Origin of the sequence: Ferrovibrio sp., assembly GCF_046297595.1 — a bacterium.
GTDB lineage: Bacteria > Pseudomonadota > Alphaproteobacteria > Ferrovibrionales > Ferrovibrionaceae > Ferrovibrio.
Genome location: NZ_JBKBHT010000011.1, coordinates 1 through 20,751 on the forward strand (window position 1 = coordinate 1; position 20,751 = coordinate 20,751).

Below are 20,751 nucleotides of genomic sequence, written 5' to 3' on the forward strand. Positions count from 1 at the left end.
TTAATCATTCGTTAACCTACAGTTGTGCCTGTATTGCTGTATTAACGGTTTTCTGGCACAAAAAGGGTGTTGCGAAGGCATCGCAGGACGAATCCTGTTTATCGCAGGGGCGGACCGGGTGAGCCTATCGCATCGGACAGGCAGGCCGCTGCAGTGAACGAAGCAATCAAACCGGTAGTTCAGGAGACCCTGAAGCTGGTCGGCGTGGTGGAAAGCCAGAGCCGCGAATTGCTGTCGTTTTGCCAGGAGCCCGCTAATCTCTCGGGCGTCTTCTCCGATTACAAACGCTTCGTCGAGAAGATCGAGCATTTCTACGTCTTCGTCGACCTGGTCGATGGCCGCATCCCGGAATTCGACGAGAACAAGCAGAAGCCGCTGCGCAAGCACCTTTCCAAGATCCGCTGGAAGATCACGATCCTGGAACTCGACACGACACGCATTTACCTGATCAACATCCGCAGTTCCGGCCGGCGCCTGCCGCTGGGCTCGCGCGAATTCCTTTCCCGCCGCCTGGATCGCTTAAGCGAGATCGCGCAGTACTACGATCGCTTCGGCGAGGAGCATGACCTGCCGCCGATCAGCCACGAACTGATCGAAGCGGTGCGCAAGCTGCTGGAGCAGAGCATCGAAAACGCGCCGCGCCTGGATGAATTCCAGCCCGCGCCGCCGCCGCCGAGACTTTCGGCCACGCCCAGCAACGTGGCGCCGCCTCTGATGGCGCCGGAATCGGTATCGGCCCAGCGGCCGTTGTTCTCGACTGGATTGCCAGTCCTGCCGCCCAAACTGAACGTGAAGGAGCAGTGGGGCCGCTTCTATGTCGAGAAGGGTTCGATCGTGGCCGTTTCGCAGGCCTGTAAGTCGGCTGCCATCTCGCTCGATCAACTGGCCCAGAGGATTGGCGTCAGTCGTGTGGCGCTGACCCTGATGCTCAGCGGCCAGGACCCGATGCCGCGACCGGCAATGGAAAAGCTGCAGCAGTTCATGACCGACCAGGCCCGCATGTCGCAGCAGGCCGAAGCACGCCGCCGCGGTCTTTAATCCCCGACCATGAATCCAATGAAATCCGCTCAGCGCCTTCGGCTGCCTTCGAGCACACGGCTTGATAGAATATGAGCATTGGGATTGCTCTGCTGGGCGGGTTTATCCTTCTCTTGGGAGGCGGCGAAGTGCTGGTGCGCGGCGCCGCGCGTTTCTCCAAGACCATCGGCATTTCACCCCTGATGATCGGCCTCACCGTGGTCGGCTTCGGTACATCGATGCCCGAGCTGGTCACCAGCATTGAGGCCGCGATTGTGGGCGCACCGGCCATAGCGGTCGGCAATATCATTGGATCCAATCTCGCCAATTCGCTGCTGATCCTGGGGCTGGCGGCACTAGCCGCTCCGTTGGCAGTAGAGACGGCAGCATTAAATCGCGATTGCCGCGTGGTGATGATCGCCTCTGCTCTGCTGCTGGCCGCAGGATTTACCACCGGACTGGGCCGCATCGCAGGATCGCTCTTCCTGTTGCTGTTGCTCGGCTATGTGATCTTCGCCTACCGGCAGGAGAAGCAGGCCGCGAACCATGCGGCGGATATACCGATGCAGCCGACAGAAAGATATTCTGCAGCCGCTGTTGCCATGCCGCTCCTGCCGATCCTGCTCGGCATGGGAGGGGTCATCTTCGGTGCCCAGCTGCTGGTCCAGGGTGCCATTGCGCTGGCTGAACTCGCCGGCTTGTCGCATGCACTGATCGGCCTGACCATCGTGGCAGTGGGCACGTCACTGCCCGAACTGGTCACTTCCATAGTGGCCGCCATCCGCAAGCAAGGGCAACTCGCACTGGGCAACGTGCTGGGCTCAAACATCTTCAACATCTTCGGCATTGGCGGCGTCACCGGAATGGTGGCGCCCGGACCGGTGCCATCGGAAATGGCGGAGGTCGAGTTACCATTACTGGTGGTGGTCACATTACTGATCGTGATGTTCGCTATATCCGGCCGCGAGATCAGCCGCCGTGAGGGCAGCGTGCTGGTGCTGGCCTATCTGCTCTATCTGGCTTACGCGATCAACAGAGCCTGACCGGCGAAGCCGGCGATCATTCCGTCGTCGCCAGTTCGGCAAGCAGCGCCGCGCCGAATGGCCAGTCGCCGAGACCGGAGGAAGAATTGATATGTCCGCAGGCGCCGGCATCGACCAGCCGCGCACCCCAGCATCTGGCAAAATGCTGTGCCCGGCCGAAATCCACATAAGGATCATCGCGGCTGGCCACCACTATGGCGGGGCAGCCAAAGCGCGCCAGAGGCATCGGCCGGAAACCATGTGTCTCGGGCGGTGTGTGGCTGTCGGAATCGATATCGGCCGGCGCCACCAGCAACGCGCCATGCAGGTTGCCGCCATGGCGTGCGATCCAGTGTGCGACGAGCGAGCAGGCCAGGCTGTGCGCCACCACCAGCGGGGGTGTCGGGCAGGCGCGGATCGCGGCATCCAGACGGTTCAGCCAGTCGGTGAAATCAGGCTGGTCCCAGTCGGCCTGTTCGACGCGGATGAAATCGGGATTCTGCTGCTGCCAGCGGGTCTGCCAGTGCTCCGGCCCGGAATTGCCCAGGCCGGGCACGATCAGCACCGGAGGCCGCAGCGGCCGCATGATCTCAGCCGGCCGCGTCTTTGAGGCGCGCCAGCGTTTCCTCGCGGCCCAGCACGGCGAGCACGTCGAAGATCGGCGGCGACACGGTGCGTCCGGTGAGGGCAGCGCGCAAGGGCTGCGCCAGCTGGCCCAGCTTGACCTGCTGGCTTTCGCTCAAACTCCGGATTGCGGCCTCGGTATTCGCCGCTGTCCAGTCGGAAACGGTGTTCAGCGTCTCGATCATGATCTTCAGCCGCGCTTTGGCGGCATCGTCGAGATGCTTCTGCGCAGCCGCATCCGGCTGGATCGGCCGCTGGGCGAACAGGAACAGCATCGCCTCGGCCAGTTCGTTCAGGTCCTTGGCGCGTTCCTTCACGGCAGGCAGGAGCATCTTGATCTGAGCCTGCTCGGCCTGGTTCGGTGCGCGGCCGGCATGCTTCTCGATGAAGGGCAGGGCGGCCTGCAGCAGATCGGCATCGCTGCTGTGGCGGATGTAATGGCCGTTCAGGTTGTTCAGTTTGGCGAAGTCGAAGCGCGCCGGCGAGCGGCCGACATGGTCGAGGCCGAACCATTCGATCGCCTGTTCGGTCGAGATGATCTCCTCGTCGCCATGGCTCCAGCCCAGGCGCAGCAGGTAGTTGCGCATCGCCGCCGCCAGATAGCCCATATCGGCATAGGCCTCGGTGCCCAGCGCACCGTGCCGCTTGGACAGCTTGGCGCCGTCGGGCCCGTGGATCAGCGGGATATGCGCGAATTCCGGCACGGCGAAACCGGCGGCGATATAAAGCTGGGTCTGCCGCGCGGCATTGGTCAGATGGTCGTCGCCACGGATGATATGCGTCACGCCCATGTCGTGATCGTCGACCACGACCGAGAGATTGTAGGTCGGCGTGCCGTCGGAACGCAGGATGATCAGGTCATCGAGCTGCTCGTTCTGGAAAGTGACGTCGCCCTGCACGTGATCCCGGATCACGGTGGTGCCGGTCTGCGGTGCCTTGAAACGCACGACGGGATTCACGCCGACGGGGGCATCTTTTGGATCGCGGTCGCGCCAGCGGCCGTCATAGCGCATCGGCCGGCCCTCGGCCTTGGCCTTGTTGCGCATTTCTTCCAGCTCTTCCGGCGAGCAATAGCAGTGATAGGCCTTGCCTTCGGCCAGCAGCTTGTGGGCCACTTCGGCATGTCGCTTCATGCGGGCGAACTGCATCACCGGCTCGCCATCCCAGTCCAGGCCCAGCCATTTCAGGCCCTGGAAAATCTTGTCGACCGCATCCTGGGTCGAGCGTTCGCGGTCGGTATCCTCGATGCGCAGCAGGAAGGCGCCGCCGTGGTGGCGGGCAAACAGCCAGTTGAACAGCGCCGTGCGGGCGCCGCCGATATGCAGGTAGCCGGTGGGCGAGGGGGCAAAACGGGTAACGACTTTGGTCATCGGGCATTCCGGAAAACTTGGGAAGCAGGGTTTTAGCATACGGGGGCAGGCGGGCAAGCCGCGTTCCCGTTTTGCACGGATTGGCGACGGCAGGGCTGCCATGCAGAGAATTCAGCCATGGCACGGCTGGCCCGCATTCTCCTGTGGCGGCGGATCGCCGCCGGCATCACCACTGGCTGGCGCGATCTGCGGGATTTCGATGTCGTCGCGTGTTTCCTGGCCGAGCGCGACCGCTGGTTCCTCTGGCTGCCGGCCCTGCTGGGCGGTGGCATAGCGACGTATTTTTTGCTGCCGGTCGAGCCGTCCCTGCCGTCGTTGCGGCTGGGTGTCGCTGCCGGGGCGCTGGCTTTGCTGCTGACCCTGCGCCGGCCGTCCTGGCATCTGCCGCTGCTGGTCCTGCTGACCATACTGTGCGGCCTTTGGCTGGCAGCCGAACGCGGGGCTGCTGTCTCTGCTCCGGTGCTGCAGCGGCCCAGCGGCGCCGTCTGGCTGGAAGGCCGCGTCCTCGAGATCGAGCCGCGCGATGCCGGCCATCGTCTGTTTCTGGACGACCTGGTGCTGCCGGGCTTTGGTGCCGACGAGACACCAAAGCGCCTGCGCATCACCCTGCGCCGCGATGGCGACCTGTTATGGCCGGGTGAACGCATCCGGGTGCGCGCCATGCTGCTGCCACCGCCCGAGCCCGCCATGCCCGGCGCTTTCGATTTCGCCCGTTACGCCTGGTTCCGGCAGATCGGCGGCGTCGGTTATGCCATCAGCACGCCGGAAGCGATGCCGGCTGGCGAAGACATGAGTTTGCGTGAGGCCACGATGCTGGGCCTCAGCACCCTGCGGCAGGACTGGACGCGCCGCATCGTGGCGCAGGCCGAGGGGGCGGGCGGTGCGATCGCCACTGCATTGATGACCGGCGTGCGCGGTCCGATCCCCGATCATGTCGACACGGCCTTCCGCGATTCCGGCCTGGCGCATATCCTCTCGATCTCGGGGCTGCATCTCACGCTGGTGGCGGGGCTGCTGTTCTTTCTGGTGCGCGCCGCGCTCGCATTGGTTCCGGCATTGGCGCTGCATCATCCGATCAAGAAATGGGCGGCGGGCGCTGCGTTGCTCGGCGCGCTGGCCTATACGCTGGTTTCGGGTGCGGCCTGGCCCACGCTGCGCGCCCTGCTGATGATCGCGCTGGTCCTGCTGGCAGTGATGCTCGACCGTCGGGCCATCACCCTGCGCGCAGTGGCCTGGGCGGCACTGCTGATGCTGGTTCTCTGGCCCGACAGCCTGCTCGATCCCGGTTTCCAGATGTCGTTTGCGGCCGTTACCGCGCTGGTGGCGGCTTTCGAGGATCTCGCGCCGCGTTTGATGCGATGGCGCCAGCAGGCCGGGCCGCTGCGCATCGCATTGCTGTGGCTGATCGGTGTGATGGCTGCCAGCCTGGTGGCCGGCCTCGGATCGTCGCTGTATGCCGCCTATCATTTCAATCGCGTGGCCGATTACGCATTGATCGCCAACCTGCTGGCGGCACCGCTGGTGGATTTCTGGATCATGCCGCTTGTCGTGCTGGCCTTCATCCTGATGCCGTTGGGGCTGGAGGTGCTGGCACTCACGCCGATGGTGTGGGGCGTGGATCTGCTGATCGCTCTGGCGCAGTGGGTGGCTGGGTGGCCCGATATGCTGGGGACCGTGCCGGCGATGCCGAACTGGGGGCTGACGGCGATCACATTGGGTGGATTGTGGCTCTGCCTATGGCGGCGGCGCTGGCGCTGGTTGGGCCTGACCGTCATATGTGCAGGCGCATTTTCACCCTGGCTGATTGCGCAGCCTGACATGCTGGTATCGGGCGATGGCCGCCTGCTGGCGGCACGTGCGCAGGATGGCCGCGTCTATTTCTCCAGCGCGCCGCCGCGCGGTTTTGCCGCCGAGACATGGTGGGAAAGGCTTGGCACTCCGATGCTGCATCCCTGGCCGAATCTGCGGCGGAATGAAACGGAAGGGCGCGTTGGCGCCGATGGCAGCCTGCGCTGCGATCCGGCCGGCTGTGCCTGGCGGTATCACGGTCTTCTCGTCGCCCTGCCCAGGCAGCCGCGGGCCATTACGGAAGATTGCCGCCATGCCGATGCGGTGATCGCGACCCAGATGGCGGTGCGTTACCGCTGCCCGTCGGCCCGGGTGGTGATCGACCGTAACGATCTGTGGCGCGGCGGCGCCCATGCCCTGTATCTGGATCGCCAGACCGGCATCGACGTTGTGACCGTGGCGCAGCAACGCGGTCACCGGCCCTGGGTGGTCGCCAAAGGCCATGGGGCGGTGCGCGAGGCCGGCGGGGAGAATCGCTGATCCAAGGGAACAATTCCGCTATGACGGCGTTGGGGGAGCGACAGAATAAAAACAAGGAGACTGCCGTGATCCCCATTCTCGTTATTATGGCTGTGCTGCTCCTGCTGGTCCTGCCGATCTGGCCCTATAGTCGCAACTGGAGCGTGGTGCCAGGCGGAATGGTAGCGTTGGTGATCTTGACTTTCCTGGCCTTCATGCTGGCGGGAAACATCGTGGCCTGATCGGCCGACCGAAAAAGAAAAAGGCGGGAGATGATCCCGCCTTTTTTGCAATCCAATGTTTCGTGGTTAGTAGCGCCGCAGCAGGCCGACCAGCCGGCCCTGCACCTTGACCCGGTCGGGTCCGAAGATGCGGGTTTCGTAAGCCGGGTTTGCGGCTTCGAGCGCAACCGAGTTGCCTTTGCGGCGCAGGCGCTTCAGGGTCACTTCCTGGTCGTCGACCAGGGCGACCACGATGCTGCCGTTCTCGGCATTGTCGCTGCGCTGGATGATCACGGTGTCGCCATCCATGATGCCGGCATCCACCATCGAATCGCCGGCCACTTCCAGGGCGTAATGATCGCCATTGCCCAGCAGGCCGATGGGAACGTCGATCTGTGTGCTCATGTCGCGCAGGGCTTCGATCGGCGTGCCGGCGGCGATGCGGCCGTAGAGCGGCAGGGTGACGATGTCGCGCGCATTATAGGGGCTGACATTCACCGGCGTGCCCTGCATCGGGCCGGTGCCTTCCACGGCACGCGGCGTCAGCCGGTTGCGGGGGGTGGTGCTGCGGACATTGCCGCCGCCCACGCCGCCGCGGGTCGGGACCGCCGAATCGGGCAGGCGCAGCACTTCCAGGGCGCGGGCGCGATGGGCAAGGCGGCGGATGAAACCGCGCTCTTCCAGGCCGGTCACCAGGCGGTGGATGCCTGACTTGGATTTCAGCTTCATGGCCTCCTTCATTTCCTCGAAGGAGGGGGAAACGCCGGATGTCTCCAGCTTTTCGTGAATGTACAGCAGCAGGTCGTGCTGCTTGCGGGTCAGCATGGTCAGCCTCCTCGGTCTGAGTCCGGCCGCCCTGGTCCGCGAAACGCGGCCCCGTGAATTCGGGAAGCCGGGAAAAACGAGAACCGGCTGGGCGGAACGAACAAGAAATCCACGAAATGTTCTAATGAGGTTCTGCATTCGGGTCAAGTATTTTTCCACAGGCTCAGGGGTAGATGTTGGGTAACCCTGTTGCTTAACCATCTACAGGTTGAGAGATTCAATGCCGCAAGCCGGGGTCCCGGCCTTTACGGGACCATCCGTACCGGGAAATATGGCGGCATAACAAAGCCCCAGCCGGCCAGAAGGCCGACGGGACCGGATCGCCGGCCCGAGGGGAGGGAGGATAAAATGAGTATTCGGCAGAAGCTTACCCTGGCCATCGCCGTTCTGGCCGGTCTGACGCTGGTTGCGAATGTGATTGGCGGATTGTTCTTCGGGCGCGTGCAGGGCAGCTATGCCGGGATCACCAGCACCAACCTGCCGGCCGTAGTTTCGGCCCTGAACCTGGCCGCCACCAGTGCCGAACTGACAGCCAACGCCCCGGTGCTGGCCAGCGCTGCCAACGATGCCGACCGACAGAAGGCCGCTGCCGACCTGAAGGCGAAGCAGGATGAACTGAAACTGGCGGTCGAAAAGGTAAAGGCGACGGCGGCGCCGGAGCAGGCCGAGCAGATCGAAGGCATCGACAAATCGATCGAGACGCTGGACCGCATGATGGCGCAGATCAACCGCTCGGTCACCGCGCGGCTGAACTACACTGCGGACCGCGAACAGCTTCTGGCCAAGATCAACACCGACTATCTCAGTTTCCAGGCGCAGATGCGGCCGGCGCTGGATCGCGCGATTTTCGAGCTGCGTCAGCCCAATGCCAGGCCCGAGGTGGCCGAGGCCGCCAATGCGCTGATCGCCGCGGGCAACGCGGTGAACCAGTTGGTCGGCGTGCTGGCCGTGGCCGCACAGGGCCCGAGCAATGCCGAACTCGACAAGCTGTTTGCCGAATTCACCAAGCTGAACAGCACGGCGCTGGAGGAACTCGACTGGGCGTCCAAGCAGTTCGATATTTCCGAACTGCTGGCCACCACGCAGAAGCTGCTGGGATACGGCCAGGGCACGGAAAGCATGTTTGGTGTGCGCCGTGGCGAATTGCGCACGGTGAACACCGCGGGCGTGGCACTGAATCTCGCCCGCAATGCCGCAGCCGAATTGTCGGGCAAGGTGCAGGCTCTGGTCGACGAGGCCAGCAAAGCGGCCGATGGCGCGGCGGCGCAGGCCGCCGGCCAGTCGAGCACGGCGCAGATCGTGCTGGTCGTCATCACCGTGCTCTGCCTTGGCATCGCGGCGCTGATCGGATTCTTTTTCGTCGGCCCGCAGGTGACGGCGCCGATAGACCGCCTGACGGCGGCGGCGCGGCGGCTGGCCGACCGCGACTGGTCGGTGGAACTGGCCGAGACGAAGCGCGACGACGAACTGGGCGAAATGGCGCGGGCCATCGAAGTGCTGAAAACCAGCGGGCAGGAAAACGAAAAGCTGCAGCGCGAGGTGGAGCAGGGCCGCGTCGAGTTTGAGAAACAACGCAAGGCGCAGGAGGATGTGCTGGAGCAGGCCATTGGTCAGATCGTGGCGGCGGCCACGGCCGGCGACCTGACCCGCCGCATCGATGCCGACGCACTGCAGGGCGTCATGCGCACACTGGGCATAGGCGTGAACGACCTGCTGGGTACGGTGGAGCGTGCGCTGAACGACCTGGGACAGATGCTGGAATCACTGGCCCATGGCGATCTGACGCATCGCATCGACGGCGACCATCGCGGCCTGTTCGCCCAACTGGCCGAGAATGCCAACACGCTGGCCGGCAAGCTGGCCGAGATCGTCGGCCGCCTGAGCCAGACGGCGGGCAATGTGCGCGATGCCTCGGCCGAGATTTCGGTCGGCAGCAACGACCTGGCCCAGCGCACCGAGCAGCAGGCCGCCAGTCTGCAGCGTACGGCCGCGTCGATGGAGCAGATCACCGCCACCGTGCGTCACAATGCCGACAATGCGCGGCAGGCCAGCCAGCTTGCAGTCACAGCACGCGACACCGCCGACAAGGGTGGCGCCGTGGTCGACCGTGCCGTCTCCGCGATGGGGCAGATCGAGGAAAGCGCGCGCAAGATCGTGGATATCGTCGGTCTGATCGACGAGATCGCCTTCCAGACCAACCTGCTGGCGCTGAATGCGTCAGTCGAGGCGGCCCGCGCTGGCGAAGCCGGCAAGGGCTTCGCCGTGGTGGCGCAGGAAGTACGGGCGCTGGCACAGCGTTCGGCGGATGCCTCGAAGGACATCAAGGCCCTGATCCAGGAGTCGAACAGCCAGGTACGCGACGGCGCCAAGCTGGTGAACGAGGCGGGCGGGTCGTTAAGCGGCATCGTCGATGCGGTGAAGCGCGTGGCCGGCATCATCGAGGAAATCTCGATTGCCAGCCAGGAACAGGCCTCGGGCCTGGACGAGATCAACGACGCCGTGGCGCAGATGGACGAGATGACCCAGCGCAACGGCGCACTGGTGGAGGAGACCACGGCCTCGGCGCAGTCGCTGGCTGATCAGGCGCGCGACCTCGCTGCTTCGATCACCTTCTTCCGGCTCGATCAGGAACCGGCGGCGAGAGCGGCGGAATAAACCGCCGCGTCGCGGTCCGAGAAACAGCAGAAGATCACGCGCTCGGGCTTTGGCTGCGCCGCCACCCAACGGCGGGTCTCGGCCACGGCTATCGCCGTTGCGGCATCCAGCGGATAACCGTAGATGCCGGTCGAGATGGCGGGGAAGGCAATGCTCGAGAGGTCGTGCTGTATGGCCAGCGCCAGGCTGTTGCGATAGCAGGCGGCCAGCAGAGCTGGTTCGCCCTGCGCACCGCCTCGCCAGACCGGGCCGACGGTGTGGATCACATGACGGGCGGGCAGCCGGTAACCGGCGGTGATCCGCGCTTCTCCGGTCGGGCAGTGGCCGATGCGGCGGCATTCCGCTTCCAGTTCCGGACCGGCGCCGCGATGGATGGCGCCGCAGACGCCGCCGCCGGGCAGCAAGCTTTCATTCGCCGCATTGACAATGGCGTCCACCTCCAGCCGCGTGATGTCGCCGGTAACGACAGCGATGCGTGAGTTCGTCATGGCCGAATCCTAGCAGGGTTGCGAATCGCCGGCACGGCCTGTCTTTACCTTTTGCTAACCATAGCGAAACGACAATGGGGGCAACGCTTTGCACGCTGCGCTTGCCGTGCCTGCCGCAATCCTTTAACCGGGTCGAGATGAACGATCCTGCCGACACGCCGCCGCTGAGACTCAAGCCGCGCCGCGCTGCCACCGCGCAGTCGGCCGCCAGTGCCTATAGTGCCGTGCAGGCCCAGGCTGTGCCGGGGCAGGTCATTCCGCCTGCACAGCGCGGGACTGTCGCCCCATCTATGAAACCGCGTGGCTTCGTTGCCGCGAACTGGCCGCTGATGACGGCTGCCGCTGCATTGCTGGCCGGCGGTGTCGCTGTTGGCATGGCCGTTGGTCACGCACCGTTGCCGCAGCCTGCCGTGGCCGCCGTCGCACCACTGGCCAACACCGCAGCCATTGCGCCATCGCCTGTATCGGTACCTGCCGCTCCGGTAACCGCTACTTCGGCCGCGCCGCAGCAGGGCTGGCGACCGGTTTCCGATCTCGCCCGTGTCGCTGTCGCGCCGCCCCCGCCGCCAATGCTGCCGCCGACCGAACCGCCGGCATCGGTTGTCGCCGATGTCGTGCCACCAGTTGAAGTGGCCCAGCCTGTTGCTGCTCCTGCACCACGGGAAACCAGGCCCGCCGAGACCCCCGCTCCTGTGCAGGCAGAAAAGCAGGCCCCGGTTCCAGTCCAGGCTGCATCGCCGACCAAAACCGAAGCACCGAAGTCGCTGCGATCGGCCGCCGATATTCCGGTGGCCGTGCAGCGCGTGGGCCCCAGGCAGGTCGAGCCAGCGGTGCAACTCGCTGCCGCCGTGCCGCCGCCATCCCTGGCGCCCTCGCGTGGCAGTGGCGACGTCCATGCATGGCGGGTACGCGCCGTGACACCACCTTCAGGCGCGAAACCGCCCTATGTGGCCATCATCATTGATGATGCCGGTCTTGACCGGCGCGGTACCCAGCGCGCGATGAAACTGCCTGGTCCGATCACGCTGTCGTTCATGAGCTACGCCGCCGACCTCTCCGAGCAGGCGGCGGCCGCGCGTGCCGCAGGCCATGAAGTGATGCTGCATCTGCCGATGGAACCGCTGGATGCCAAGCGGCACAATCCGGGGCCGAACGCACTTTATGTCAATCTCGATGCCGCCGAGCTGCAGCGCCGGCTGGACTGGCATCTCGACCGTTTCAGCGACTATGTCGGCGTCAACAATCACATGGGCAGCCGCTTCACCGCCGATGCGACGCGTATGGCGCAGGTGATGGAGGCGCTGGGGCGTCGCCAGGTCTTCTGGCTCGATAGCCTGTCGGGACCGAGTTCCGCCGGGCCGACGCAGGCGCGCCGGCGCGGTCTGGATGCCGCAGAACGCGACCTGTTCCTCGATGACGACCGTTCGCCCGGCATCGGCCATGAAATCGCTGCCATGGAACGCATTGCCCGCGCCCGCGGGGATGTGATCGTCATCGGCCATCCCCATGCCGCCACCCTGAGCGCGCTGGAAAACTGGATGGCGGGCGCGAAGGAAAAGGGTTTCAGCCTGGTGCCGGTCAGCACCGTGCTGTTGCGTCGCCAGCAGCAGGAACGCTGAAAAATACGGCGTGACATTCCGGTCGCCGCCGCGCAGTCTTGGCGGCGGGGAAACGTATCCGGATGGCGGCCCGTGCTGCAGGGCATAGAAACCATATTGATCGAGCATTGGGCGGCCCTGTTCCGTTATGCCCTGGCGTTGACCGGAGACCGCGAGGCCGCGCGCGACCTGATGCAGCAGGCGGCGTTGAACGCCTTGGCATCCCGCGCTGCGCCGCCGCAAAGCGGTCGCGAGCAGGCCTGGGCCTTCAAGGTGCTGCGCAATGCCTGGATTGACCAATACCGGCAGGAGCGCGGCTCGCCCATCGTAGATGGCGCAGCACTGGGCATGGCCGAGATTGAAGCACCGGCGCCGTGGTATTATGACGACCGGCTGCTGGACGACATGGCGGTGCGTGAGGCCCTGGAGCAGATCGACCTGCCGCATCGCGAGGTGGTTGTGCTGGTCGATATCCAGGGTTTCCGCTATGCGGAAGCTGCCGAGATTCTGCATGTGCCGGTCGGTACGGTGATGAGCCGGCTGAGCCGGGCGCGGCTGTTGCTGCTGCAGATCATCGGCGGCAAGGTACAGGTTCTGGAAAAGGCACGGAGACGCCGGTCGTGACGCCCTCGTGGGATATGCTGAACGCCTATGTCGATGGCGAGCTGGATGCTGCCAGCGCGGCCCGGGTGGCGGCTGCCGTGGCCGGCGATCCCGATCTCGCGGCCCAGGTGGCGACTCTGACCCGGCTGAAGGCCAGCGCCGCGAACGCCATGCCGGCCGATATGCCCGACATGTCGCCACCAGTCCTGCCGCAACCCCGCTATCGCCGCCGGCCGCTTGCCAGCCTTGTGCTTGCCGCGGCCTCGCTGCTGCTGGCGCTTGGTCTCGGCGCGGCGACGCTGGTTTCGGTCTGGCCGGCCAAGGACAATACGTCGACTGCCCTGCTGGCGGCGGCTGGTTTGCACCGCGCGTGGATCAACGGCCCGTCCGGTGCGGTTGGCCCAAGTCCGGCCACGACGCCGCTGGCGCTGACTGAAATTCCCGATCTCAGTGCCGCCGGGCTTACGCTCAGCCATGTAGTGCCGGCTGCGGTGCCGGGTGAACGGAGAATGGGGCAGGGCGGCGGCATCCTGGTGGGCTTTCGTGGTCCGCGCGGCTGTCGGGTCAGTCTGTGGATCGGCCAGGCTTTTCCGGACTTCACGGCCGAGCCGGCGCGGCAGCAGATCGACGGCCTCTCGGCCTTTGTCTGGCGCGTGGAGCATAAGGGCTATGCCCTGATGACCCGTGACATGGATGCGCAGCGCTTCGTCATCCTTGCCTCCGCCGTGGCGCGAATCACCCGCGAACGCTTTCAGGTCGACACCCTGACCCGTATGGCACTGCAGCAATCGGCCGATCCGGCCCTGCCTTGTCCTGCCTGATCATGCCAGGCGGAAATTTTTCACTCGCTACGGAATAAACCGACCAAGCCTTCCGTCTTACTCCTTACAAGCCCGTTTCCATGAAGAAGCGGGCAGAACCGGAGGAAGCGCCATGGCGATGGGTTGGAAAGAACGCGGCTTTTTCGAATTGTACCGGGATGATCCCGAGCGTGCCGATGCCCTGGTCTTCGGCCGTCGCAGCGGCGCCAGCCGGCGCGGCTTCCTGCAGGGCACCGGGCTTGCAGCCATGGGCGCCATGGTGGGCGGCGCGATCCCCTTCAGCGGGAACATGCCATCCGGTCTGATCCCCGCCGCCATGGCGCAGGGCAGCGCTGCAGCGCCGAAAATCCTCAAGATGGACGGCAAGGCCGAACTGGTAATCCTTGGCGGCAAGCCTTTCGTGGCCGAGACACCCGAGCATCTGCTCAACGACGACATCACGCCGAACGACAAGATATTCATCCGCAACAACGGCACCCCACCCGAGGCGGCCAGCAATCCCGATGCCTGGGACCTGACCGTCGATGGTGAGGTGAACAATGTGCTGAAGCTCACGCTTGGCGAACTGAAACAGAAATTCAAACCGGTGACTTATGCGCTGCAGATGGAATGCGGCGGCAACGGTCGCAGCTTCTTCGAGCCCAAGGCCAGCGGCAACCAGTGGACCAACGGGGCGATCTCGAATGCGCGCTGGACCGGCGTGCGGCTGAAGGATGTGCTGGAGGCGGCAGGACTGAAATCCAGTGCCGTCTTTACCGGCCATTACGGTCGCGACACCCATCTCTCGGGCGACGCCAGCAAGCCGGCGATCAGCCGCGGCATGCCGATCGCCAAGGCGATGGAAGAGTATACTCTCATCGCCTATGCGGTGAATGGCGGGCCGATCCCGCATATCAACGGCGCGCCGCTGCGCCTGATCGTGCCGGGCTGGCCGGGTTCGACCTCGCAGAAATGGCTCAGCCGGATCTGGGTTCGTGACAAGGAACATGACGGCCAGGGCATGACGGGCACCAGCTATCGTGTGCCGATCAAGCCGATGATCCCGGGCAGCAAGGCCGATCCGAAAAACTTCCGCATCCTGGAGTCGATGCCGGTTCGTTCGATCATCACGAACATAGCCAACGGCACCGAGCTGAAGGCGGGCACCCGAGCGATTGCGCTGCGCGGCCATGCCTGGGCCGGCGAACATTCCGTATCGGAGGTGCATGTATCGGCCGATTACGGCCAGACCTGGCGCAAAGCGAAAGTGGGCAAGGCGGCCAACAAATACGCCTGGCAGACCTGGAATGCCGATCTGACCGTGCCGTCGGAGGGGTATTACGAGTTCTGGGTCCGCGCCATCGACAGCACCGGTCGCGGCCAGAGCCATGCGGCAGCCAACTGGAATCCGCAGGGTTATGGCGGCAACGTGATGCATCGCATCGCCGTGCTGATCCCCGCCTGAATACGGGGGAGGATCGCACATCCATGACGAGTTGGTTTGCTGCCGTTGTACTGGCGGCGTCGCTGGCTCTTGTTGCCGGCGGCGCCGTCCTTGCCCAGCCATCGCCTGCCGAGCGGGAACCCGAGGAGCCGACCGTGTTTCCCGATGGGGAAAACCGCGACGAGGTTTTCTATATCTGCACGGCCTGCCATGGTTCCGATCTGGTCCGTGCGCAGGGGCATAGCCGCGAGCGCTGGGCCGAGGTGCTGACCATCATGGTCGAGAAGCACAACATGGCGCCGCTGGAAGGCGAGGACCTGGACAAGACACTGGATTACCTGGCCAAGGCGTTTCCGCCAAAAGGCCGTGGTTACACCAATCCATTCCTGAACCGGTCGACTGCGAATTAGGATTTGGCGAAGCGATACGCGCAGCCGGCCGTCATGCGGCCGTCTTCCACCCGGATGCAGCCGTCGACGCGGTCCTCCATGCGGAAACGGCCACCGGCGCAGGCCAGCAGGTAATCCTCGGCATGGCTGTAGCGGCCGGTCGGGAGAAGGGTGTAGCCGCTGCCCGCTGCGCCGAGTTCGGTTGTGAACAGGAAATTGCCGCCCGGTGCCAGAACCCGATCCAATTCGATAAACAATTCGTCCAGCCTGCCGACATAGATCAGCGTATCGGCGGCCAGGGCGGCGTCATAAGCAGCGTCAGTCATGGATTTTAGCGCGACATGCAGCTCGTTCTGCTGCAGGCTGTCGTAAATGCCGCGCCGCTGGGCCTGCTGCAGCATGCCGGGCACCATGTCGACGCCGTCAAGGCGGGCGGCATAGGGACGGAACGGCACGCCGCTCAGGCCGGTGCCGCACCCGAGATCGACGATTCGGCGACCGGCCTCGGTGTTCCAGCCGGCATTGACGGCGAGCTGCTGCAACATTTCGGGTCCACGATAGGCGAGACGCGAAAGGTGGCTGTCGAAATGGGCTGCCCGGCTGTTGAACAGCCAGTTCACAAAAGCTGCGGGTGCGCGTTCGGGTTTACAGCCCTTAAGAGAGGCCAGAAGATGATTAATCACGCCCGATTGCGGCGACAGTTTCTGCGCGCGATGCAGGCTTTCGATGGCTGCAGCATTCCGCTTCAGGTCGATCTGGCTCATGGCCAGGCCAAGCCAAGACAGCGCAGAATCTGCCACCGTCACAGCCTTGGAGAAATAGTCTTCTGCCTCGGCAGGGCGACCACTTTCCAGCGCGCGAATGCCGCGCTGCTGCCAAATGATCGCATCGAGTGTAACATCGTGTTGCATGCCCTCAAGCTAGGAGCAATCAATCCCCAATACGATGTAATTATTTAGCAAAATTATTACGACGATTTACGGCTCGCTAACCATGCCGGCCGTGAGGCATGGTTAAGCGAAATTCACCATTTTACTCTTCGCCGCCCATAGCCTTCCGCAGTGTGTCCACATCGTAATTCGGGCCGATCGACATGGCACATATCCGCGAAATATGAGTGAGCGGCAGGCCGCTTTCCTTGACCCAGGCATTCATTTGCGCCTGGATTTTCAACCGGTCGCGTTTCGAAGTCGGATTCTCCGGAATTTCCACGCCGGCGTCGCGCAGGCACAACACCACATCGCGCGAGGCGATCCAGCTGTCGCGGCCGAGGAAACGGATCAGGTATTGCCCGGTATTCCCGCCCAGTCTCGCGCCTCGCTTGGCTAACAATTCCAGCAGGCCGACCTGATCGTCCATTGGCCAGGTGGCCAGTAGTTTGCCGAAACTACCGTGTTCGGCAGCGATATCCTGAATGAACTGGGCATTATCGCGCACGGAACGGATTTTCTGCGGGTTACGGACGATCCGTTTGTCGGATGCCAGCTTTTCCCAGAATTCGTCCGGTTTATGCAGCAGCTTGCGCGGGTCAAAGTTCAAAAAGGCCGCCTCGAAGCCATCCCACTTGTTCTCGATCACGCTCCAGACAAAGCCAGCGGAAAAGACCCGTTTAGCCATTTCGGACAATGCGCGGTCGTCTTTCAGTTTCGCCAGTGTTTTGTGATCCGGCCTGGGCGGCAGCAGTTTCTTGAGTTTGGCTTCGCCGCCCTTGCGCTTGGCCGCGCGGGACAAAATCGTCTTGAATGCGGTGGGCATGCGCGGAATCCTTAAGAAGCGACTTTGGTGAAGCGATAGGCTGAACCGGGGATGGCAGCTTTCACCTCGGTGCGAATGGCGCCATCGATATGATCGGCACAGGTGAACAACCCGGTCGCGCATCCCTGCAGATAGGCATCGGCATGCTGATAGCGGCCGGATTTCATCAGGGTGAAACCGGCATCGCAGGACTCCACGGTAAATAAAAAATCGCCATCCGGCTTTAGTACGGCATGCACCAGCCGGAACAGTTCCGCGACATCGCCGATATAGACCAGGGTGTCGGCCGCGACCACGGCGTCATAGTTGCCAGTCGGCAGACGGCGCAGGACGGCATGGGCTTCGCCATGCCACAAATGATTGTAAACACCGCGCTTCAGCGCCTGCTCCAGCATGCCAGCGGATAGGTCGGCACCTTCGAGATGGCTGGCATAGGCTCGCAGGGGGAGACCGCTCAGGCCAGTGCCGCAGCCGATATCGATGATCCGGCGCGAGCCGTCGGCAACCCAGCCGGCGCGCTGGATCAGTTGGGCCAGCATCTGCGGACCCTGGTATTGCAGGCTGGTAAGATGCTGGTCGAAATTGGCTGCGTAGCCGTTGAACAGAAAGGTGATGTAATCGTTTGGCGCCCGGGATGTGATTTCGCCGGTCATGGCTTTCAGTAAGTGGCTGACCACACCGCAATGGGGGCGTGCAATATTGGCGCGCCGCAGGCTGGCGATGGCATCGTCCGCCCGCCGTTGGTTGATCAAGCTGAAGGCGAGGCCGACCCACGAAATCTCGCGGCTTTCATCGCAGGCTACCGCCTTGGCGAAACAGGCTTCAGCCTCGGCATGCTGGCCCCGGCTGTCGGCTTCGATCCCGCGGCGTTCCCAGTCTGCGGCTTCTGTGGAAGGGTCGCTTTGCATGGCGCAACGATAGCGCCATGGGCGTGAAAGCGGCAACCGGATTATGGGATGAAGCCGAATCGAGGATTACTGGCCGCGGCCGCCGCGGCTGGCGAAACGTTCGGCTTCTTCGGCGGCGCGGATCAGTGCCTTGGCCTTGTTGACGCATTCTACATGTTCCGACATCGGATCGCTGTCGGCCACAATGCCGGCCCCGGCCTGAACATACATGGTGCCGTCTTTCACCAGGGCGGTGCGCAGGGTGATGCAGGTGTCCATGCTGCCATTGGCCGAGAAATAGCCCACGCCGCCGGCATAGAAACTGCGCCGCACGGGCTCCAGTTCGTCGATGATCTCCATCGCCCGCACCTTCGGGGCGCCCGAGACCGTGCCGGCCGGGAAACCCGCGAACAGCGCATCCAGTGCATCCAGGTCGGGGCGAATCTTGCCCTCGACGTTGGACACGATGTGCATCACATGGCTGTAGCGCTCGATCTGGTTGCGTTCGGTGACCTTCACTGTGCCGATCTTGGCCACGCGGCCCACATCGTTGCGCCCGAGGTCGAGCAGCATCAGGTGTTCGGCCAGTTCCTTGGGATCGCTGAGCAGGTCCTGCGCCAGGGCTTCATCCTCGGCGGGCGTTGCGCCGCGCTTGCGGGTGCCGGCGATGGGCCGGATCGTCACAGTTTTGTCGCGCAGGCGCACCAGGATCTCGGGCGAGGAACCTACTAGGCAGGGGCCGCCGAGATTGAGATAGAACATGAAAGGCGAAGGATTTGTCCGCCGCAGCGCGCGATAGAGCGCAAACGGCGGCAGGCGGAAGGGCAGGCTGAAGCGCTGGCCGACCACGACCTGAAAGATATCGCCTGCGGCGATGTAGTCCTTCGCCTTGTGCACCATCGCCATGTAGTCGTCGGGCGACATGTTCGATTGCGGCTCGGGCAGGGCGTCCAGATCGGCGATCTGGTCACGCACGGCACCCAGCGGGCGGTCGAGATCGGCCATTGCGTCGCTCAGGCGTTCGCTGGCCATGGCATAGGCGGCACGGGCATCCATGCCGGTCTGCGGCCGCACCGGCGTGACCAGTGTGATCATGTCGAGCACGGAGTCGAAGATCGCCATCACGGTCGGCCGCATCAGCAGGCCGTCAGGCAGTCCCAGTGCGTCCGGATTGTTGTCGGGCACCTTTGGCTCGATGAGCCGAACCATGTCGTAGCCCATGAAACCAACGATGCCGGCAGCCATCGGCGGCAGATGGCTGGGCAGATCGATGTGGCTCTCGGCCAGCAGCTTGCGCAGGGATTCCAGCGTCGGTTCGGCGCACGGCTCAAAAGCAGTTTGATCGAAGCGGGCCTTGCGGTTGATCTCGGCCTTCTGGCCCTTGCAGCGCCACAGCAGGTCGGGCTTCAGGCCGATGATCGAATAACGGCCCCGCACCGCACCGCCCTCGATCGATTCCAGCAGGCAGGACCACGGCCGCGTATCGGCCAGCTTGAGGAAGGCCGAAACCGGCGTTTCCAAGTCGGCGACCAGTTGCGTGGAGAGCACCTGGGCCTCGCCGGCCATGTAGGCCTTGGCGAAGCTGGCATAGTCGGGCGTGATCTTCATCGGCGGCGGTGAGGCGATTACAGTCCGGTGGCGCGCAGGCGGGCCGCCGGATCGACCTTGACGCCGATATCCTTCTGCACGGTCTGGCGATACTGCTGCACGAGGTCCTGCGCGATGCCGCCGGCCAGCTGCTGCGCGGTCTGTTCCTTCTGGCGGGCAATCGCCGCCGGGTCGGCCGGTTCGATGCGGGTCAGACGGGCCACGACGGCATTGGCTGGGTTGGCGCCGGCGGGGCCGGTCACGATCTCGCCCGGCTGCTTGGCGTTGAACAGCGCGCTGATCACTGCGGGCGACAGCGCGCGTTCGGCCGGTTGGCCGCTGCGCGAGAGCGGCGCACTGAGCTGGACATTGGCGCCCACGGCCGCCGCTTCCTTGGCAAGATCGCCGCCGCTGCGCAGGCGCTCGGCGATCTGCTTTGCGGCTTCCGCGGCGGCTTCGCTGCGGGCGCGCTGCTGCAAGGCGGCAACGACGCTGTCCTTCACGTCGGCCAGAGGGCGTAGGGCAGCCGGCTTGATGTCTGCCGCCTTCACGATCAGGAAACCGCCATTCGGCTGGTCGACGATATGCGGCTCGGCATCGGCATCCATGTCGAAGGCCTCGGCCAGGAAGCTCGGCAGTTTCGGCAGGGTTTCGACCGGCTTGCCATCCACGCCCGTGCCCTGGGCATCGATGTCGGCGGCACGGTTCACTTCGGCCTTCTGTGCGGCGGCGATCTCGTCCAGGGTGGCGCCGCCGGCAATCTGGTCGTCGATCTGCTGGCGCAGCTTGACCAGGCCCTCGGTCGCCTTACGCAGGGCGATCTGCTGGCGCAGCTCGGCCTTTGCTTCGTCCAGGCTCTTGGTGGTGCCCGGCTGGATCGCGGTGACGCGGGCCAGATGCCAGCCGAACGGCGAGGTAACCGGCTCGCCCACTTTGTTCAGCGGCAGGGCGAAGACGGCATTGGCGATGCCGGCCGGCAGTTCGTCCCTGGTGACGGTACCGAGCTTCACGTCTTCGGGCTTCAGTTTCTGCAGTCGCGCGGCCATGGCGATGAAATCCTCGCCCTTCTGCACGGCCTCGAAGGCGGTCTTGGCTTCGGCCTCGGTGGCGAATACCACCTGCTCGACGGCGCGTTTTTCCGGCGTCACATAGGCGGCGC

At 64.3% G+C, this 20,751-nt stretch carries 19 protein-coding genes; 10 read left to right on the forward strand and 9 right to left on the reverse strand.

Annotation, left to right across the window (positions count from 1 at the left end; all coding sequences use genetic code 11):
• Positions 1-153 precede the first annotated feature (153 nt).
• Both ACK4FJ_RS19615 and ACK4FJ_RS19620 read left to right on the forward strand, forming a co-directional pair.
• The gene (locus ACK4FJ_RS19615) at positions 154-1,038 is read left to right on the forward strand and encodes a hypothetical protein (RefSeq protein WP_409768477.1); all 885 of its coding nucleotides are present in this window, start codon (positions 154-156) and stop codon (positions 1,036-1,038) included.
• 71 nt (positions 1,039-1,109) lie between these two features.
• The gene (locus ACK4FJ_RS19620) at positions 1,110-2,060 is read left to right on the forward strand and encodes a calcium/sodium antiporter (RefSeq protein WP_409768480.1); all 951 of its coding nucleotides are present in this window, start codon (positions 1,110-1,112) and stop codon (positions 2,058-2,060) included.
• A gap of 16 nt (positions 2,061-2,076) precedes the next feature.
• Here the strand turns inward: ACK4FJ_RS19620 and ACK4FJ_RS19625 are convergent, their stop codons facing one another.
• Positions 2,077-2,625, reverse strand: a complete 549-nt coding sequence (locus tag ACK4FJ_RS19625) for an RBBP9/YdeN family alpha/beta hydrolase (RefSeq protein ID WP_409768483.1) — start codon at positions 2,623-2,625, stop codon at positions 2,077-2,079.
• Positions 2,626-2,629: 4 nt separating this feature from the next.
• Positions 2,630-4,033 carry a glutamate--tRNA ligase gene (gltX, locus tag ACK4FJ_RS19630; protein WP_409768486.1) on the reverse strand — a complete coding sequence of 468 codons (1,404 nt, stop codon included), beginning with the start codon at positions 4,031-4,033 and terminating at the stop codon, positions 2,630-2,632.
• A gap of 117 nt (positions 4,034-4,150) precedes the next feature.
• Between gltX and ACK4FJ_RS19635 the strand changes: the two genes are divergently transcribed.
• Together ACK4FJ_RS19635 and ACK4FJ_RS19640 are read left to right on the forward strand one after the other, a co-directional pair.
• A complete protein-coding gene (locus ACK4FJ_RS19635; RefSeq protein ID WP_409768489.1) occupies positions 4,151-6,361 on the forward strand; it encodes a ComEC/Rec2 family competence protein in 2,211 nt (736 codons plus the stop codon).
• An 86-nt stretch (positions 6,362-6,447) separates the two neighbouring features.
• On the forward strand, positions 6,448-6,582 hold the full coding sequence (locus tag ACK4FJ_RS19640) for a DUF3309 family protein (protein WP_409768492.1): 135 nt from the start codon (positions 6,448-6,450) through the stop codon (positions 6,580-6,582).
• A gap of 66 nt (positions 6,583-6,648) precedes the next feature.
• On the opposite strand, the gene lexA is transcribed toward ACK4FJ_RS19640, so the two are convergent.
• Positions 6,649-7,386: a transcriptional repressor LexA gene (lexA, locus tag ACK4FJ_RS19645; protein WP_409768495.1), complete on the reverse strand. Its 738-nt coding sequence runs from the start codon at positions 7,384-7,386 to the stop codon at positions 6,649-6,651.
• Between the two features lie 348 nt (positions 7,387-7,734).
• Between lexA and ACK4FJ_RS19650 the strand changes: the two genes are divergently transcribed.
• Positions 7,735-10,041 (forward strand): methyl-accepting chemotaxis protein, encoded by a 2,307-nt coding sequence (locus tag ACK4FJ_RS19650; RefSeq protein ID WP_409768498.1) that lies wholly within the window; start codon positions 7,735-7,737, stop codon positions 10,039-10,041.
• Here ACK4FJ_RS19650 and ACK4FJ_RS19655 read toward each other — a convergent pair.
• Positions 10,011-10,529 carry an O-acetyl-ADP-ribose deacetylase gene (locus ACK4FJ_RS19655; RefSeq protein WP_409768501.1) on the reverse strand — a complete coding sequence of 173 codons (519 nt, stop codon included), beginning with the start codon at positions 10,527-10,529 and terminating at the stop codon, positions 10,011-10,013. The genes ACK4FJ_RS19650 and ACK4FJ_RS19655 overlap by 31 nt on opposite strands.
• 137 nt (positions 10,530-10,666) lie before the next feature.
• Between ACK4FJ_RS19655 and ACK4FJ_RS19660 the strand changes: the two genes are divergently transcribed.
• From ACK4FJ_RS19660 to ACK4FJ_RS19680, 5 genes are all read left to right on the forward strand, one after another.
• Entirely contained in the window at positions 10,667-12,148 is a 1,482-nt protein-coding gene (locus ACK4FJ_RS19660) for a divergent polysaccharide deacetylase family protein (protein WP_409768504.1), read from the forward strand.
• Between the two features lie 72 nt (positions 12,149-12,220).
• Complete coding sequence (locus ACK4FJ_RS19665) at positions 12,221-12,751, forward strand: RNA polymerase sigma factor (RefSeq protein ID WP_409768506.1); 531 nt, start codon at positions 12,221-12,223, stop codon at positions 12,749-12,751.
• A complete protein-coding gene (locus tag ACK4FJ_RS19670) occupies positions 12,748-13,551 on the forward strand; it encodes a hypothetical protein (RefSeq protein ID WP_409768509.1) in 804 nt (267 codons plus the stop codon). The genes ACK4FJ_RS19665 and ACK4FJ_RS19670 overlap by 4 nt, the downstream gene beginning before the upstream one ends.
• 112 nt (positions 13,552-13,663) lie before the next feature.
• Entirely contained in the window at positions 13,664-14,995 is a 1,332-nt protein-coding gene (locus ACK4FJ_RS19675) for a sulfite oxidase (RefSeq protein ID WP_409768512.1), read from the forward strand.
• A gap of 23 nt (positions 14,996-15,018) precedes the next feature.
• The gene (locus tag ACK4FJ_RS19680; protein WP_409768515.1) at positions 15,019-15,384 is read left to right on the forward strand and encodes a hypothetical protein; all 366 of its coding nucleotides are present in this window, start codon (positions 15,019-15,021) and stop codon (positions 15,382-15,384) included.
• On the opposite strand, the gene ACK4FJ_RS19685 is transcribed toward ACK4FJ_RS19680, so the two are convergent.
• From ACK4FJ_RS19685 to ACK4FJ_RS19705, 5 genes are all read right to left on the reverse strand, one after another.
• A complete protein-coding gene (locus tag ACK4FJ_RS19685; RefSeq protein WP_409768517.1) occupies positions 15,381-16,274 on the reverse strand; it encodes a methyltransferase domain-containing protein in 894 nt (297 codons plus the stop codon). The genes ACK4FJ_RS19680 and ACK4FJ_RS19685 overlap by 4 nt on opposite strands.
• A 121-nt stretch (positions 16,275-16,395) precedes the next feature.
• On the reverse strand, positions 16,396-17,241 hold the full coding sequence (locus tag ACK4FJ_RS19690; RefSeq protein WP_409768519.1) for a DNA-3-methyladenine glycosylase I: 846 nt from the start codon (positions 17,239-17,241) through the stop codon (positions 16,396-16,398).
• Positions 17,130-18,026, reverse strand: coding sequence for a methyltransferase domain-containing protein (locus tag ACK4FJ_RS19695; RefSeq protein ID WP_409768521.1), 897 nt, complete (start codon positions 18,024-18,026; stop codon positions 17,130-17,132). The genes ACK4FJ_RS19690 and ACK4FJ_RS19695 overlap by 112 nt, the downstream gene beginning before the upstream one ends.
• Positions 18,027-18,092: 66 nt before the next feature.
• Positions 18,093-19,613 carry an anthranilate synthase component I gene (gene trpE / locus ACK4FJ_RS19700; protein WP_409768523.1) on the reverse strand — a complete coding sequence of 507 codons (1,521 nt, stop codon included), beginning with the start codon at positions 19,611-19,613 and terminating at the stop codon, positions 18,093-18,095.
• Between the two features lie 17 nt (positions 19,614-19,630).
• A partial coding sequence (locus tag ACK4FJ_RS19705; protein ID WP_409768525.1) for a peptidylprolyl isomerase occupies positions 19,631-20,751 on the reverse strand: 1,121 nt, incomplete at its 5' end.

Bases quoted from the DNA above. Each gene is read 5' to 3' on its own strand.
- ACK4FJ_RS19650 (WP_409768498.1), top strand. From the start codon at position 7,735: ATGAGTATTCGGCAGAAGCTTACCCTGGCCATCGCCGTTCTGGCCGGT.
- ACK4FJ_RS19660 (WP_409768504.1), top strand. From the start codon at position 10,667: ATGAACGATCCTGCCGACACGCCGCCGCTGAGACTCAAGCCGCGCCGC.
- ACK4FJ_RS19625 (WP_409768483.1), bottom strand. From the start codon at position 2,625: ATGCGGCCGCTGCGGCCTCCGGTGCTGATCGTGCCCGGCCTGGGCAAT.
- ACK4FJ_RS19680 (WP_409768515.1), top strand. From the start codon at position 15,019: ATGACGAGTTGGTTTGCTGCCGTTGTACTGGCGGCGTCGCTGGCTCTT.
- ACK4FJ_RS19695 (WP_409768521.1), bottom strand. From the start codon at position 18,026: ATGCAAAGCGACCCTTCCACAGAAGCCGCAGACTGGGAACGCCGCGGG.
- ACK4FJ_RS19640 (WP_409768492.1), top strand. From the start codon at position 6,448: ATGGCTGTGCTGCTCCTGCTGGTCCTGCCGATCTGGCCCTATAGTCGC.
- ACK4FJ_RS19675 (WP_409768512.1), top strand. From the start codon at position 13,664: ATGGCGATGGGTTGGAAAGAACGCGGCTTTTTCGAATTGTACCGGGAT.
- gltX (WP_409768486.1), bottom strand. From the start codon at position 4,033: ATGACCAAAGTCGTTACCCGTTTTGCCCCCTCGCCCACCGGCTACCTG.
- ACK4FJ_RS19635 (WP_409768489.1), top strand. From the start codon at position 4,151: ATGGCACGGCTGGCCCGCATTCTCCTGTGGCGGCGGATCGCCGCCGGC.
- ACK4FJ_RS19685 (WP_409768517.1), bottom strand. From the start codon at position 16,274: ATGCAACACGATGTTACACTCGATGCGATCATTTGGCAGCAGCGCGGC.
- lexA (WP_409768495.1), bottom strand. From the start codon at position 7,386: ATGCTGACCCGCAAGCAGCACGACCTGCTGCTGTACATTCACGAAAAG.
- trpE (WP_409768523.1), bottom strand. From the start codon at position 19,613: ATGAAGATCACGCCCGACTATGCCAGCTTCGCCAAGGCCTACATGGCC.
- ACK4FJ_RS19620 (WP_409768480.1), top strand. From the start codon at position 1,110: ATGAGCATTGGGATTGCTCTGCTGGGCGGGTTTATCCTTCTCTTGGGA.
- ACK4FJ_RS19690 (WP_409768519.1), bottom strand. From the start codon at position 17,241: ATGCGCGACCGGGTTGTTCACCTGTGCCGATCATATCGATGGCGCCAT.
- ACK4FJ_RS19655 (WP_409768501.1), bottom strand. From the start codon at position 10,529: ATGACGAACTCACGCATCGCTGTCGTTACCGGCGACATCACGCGGCTG.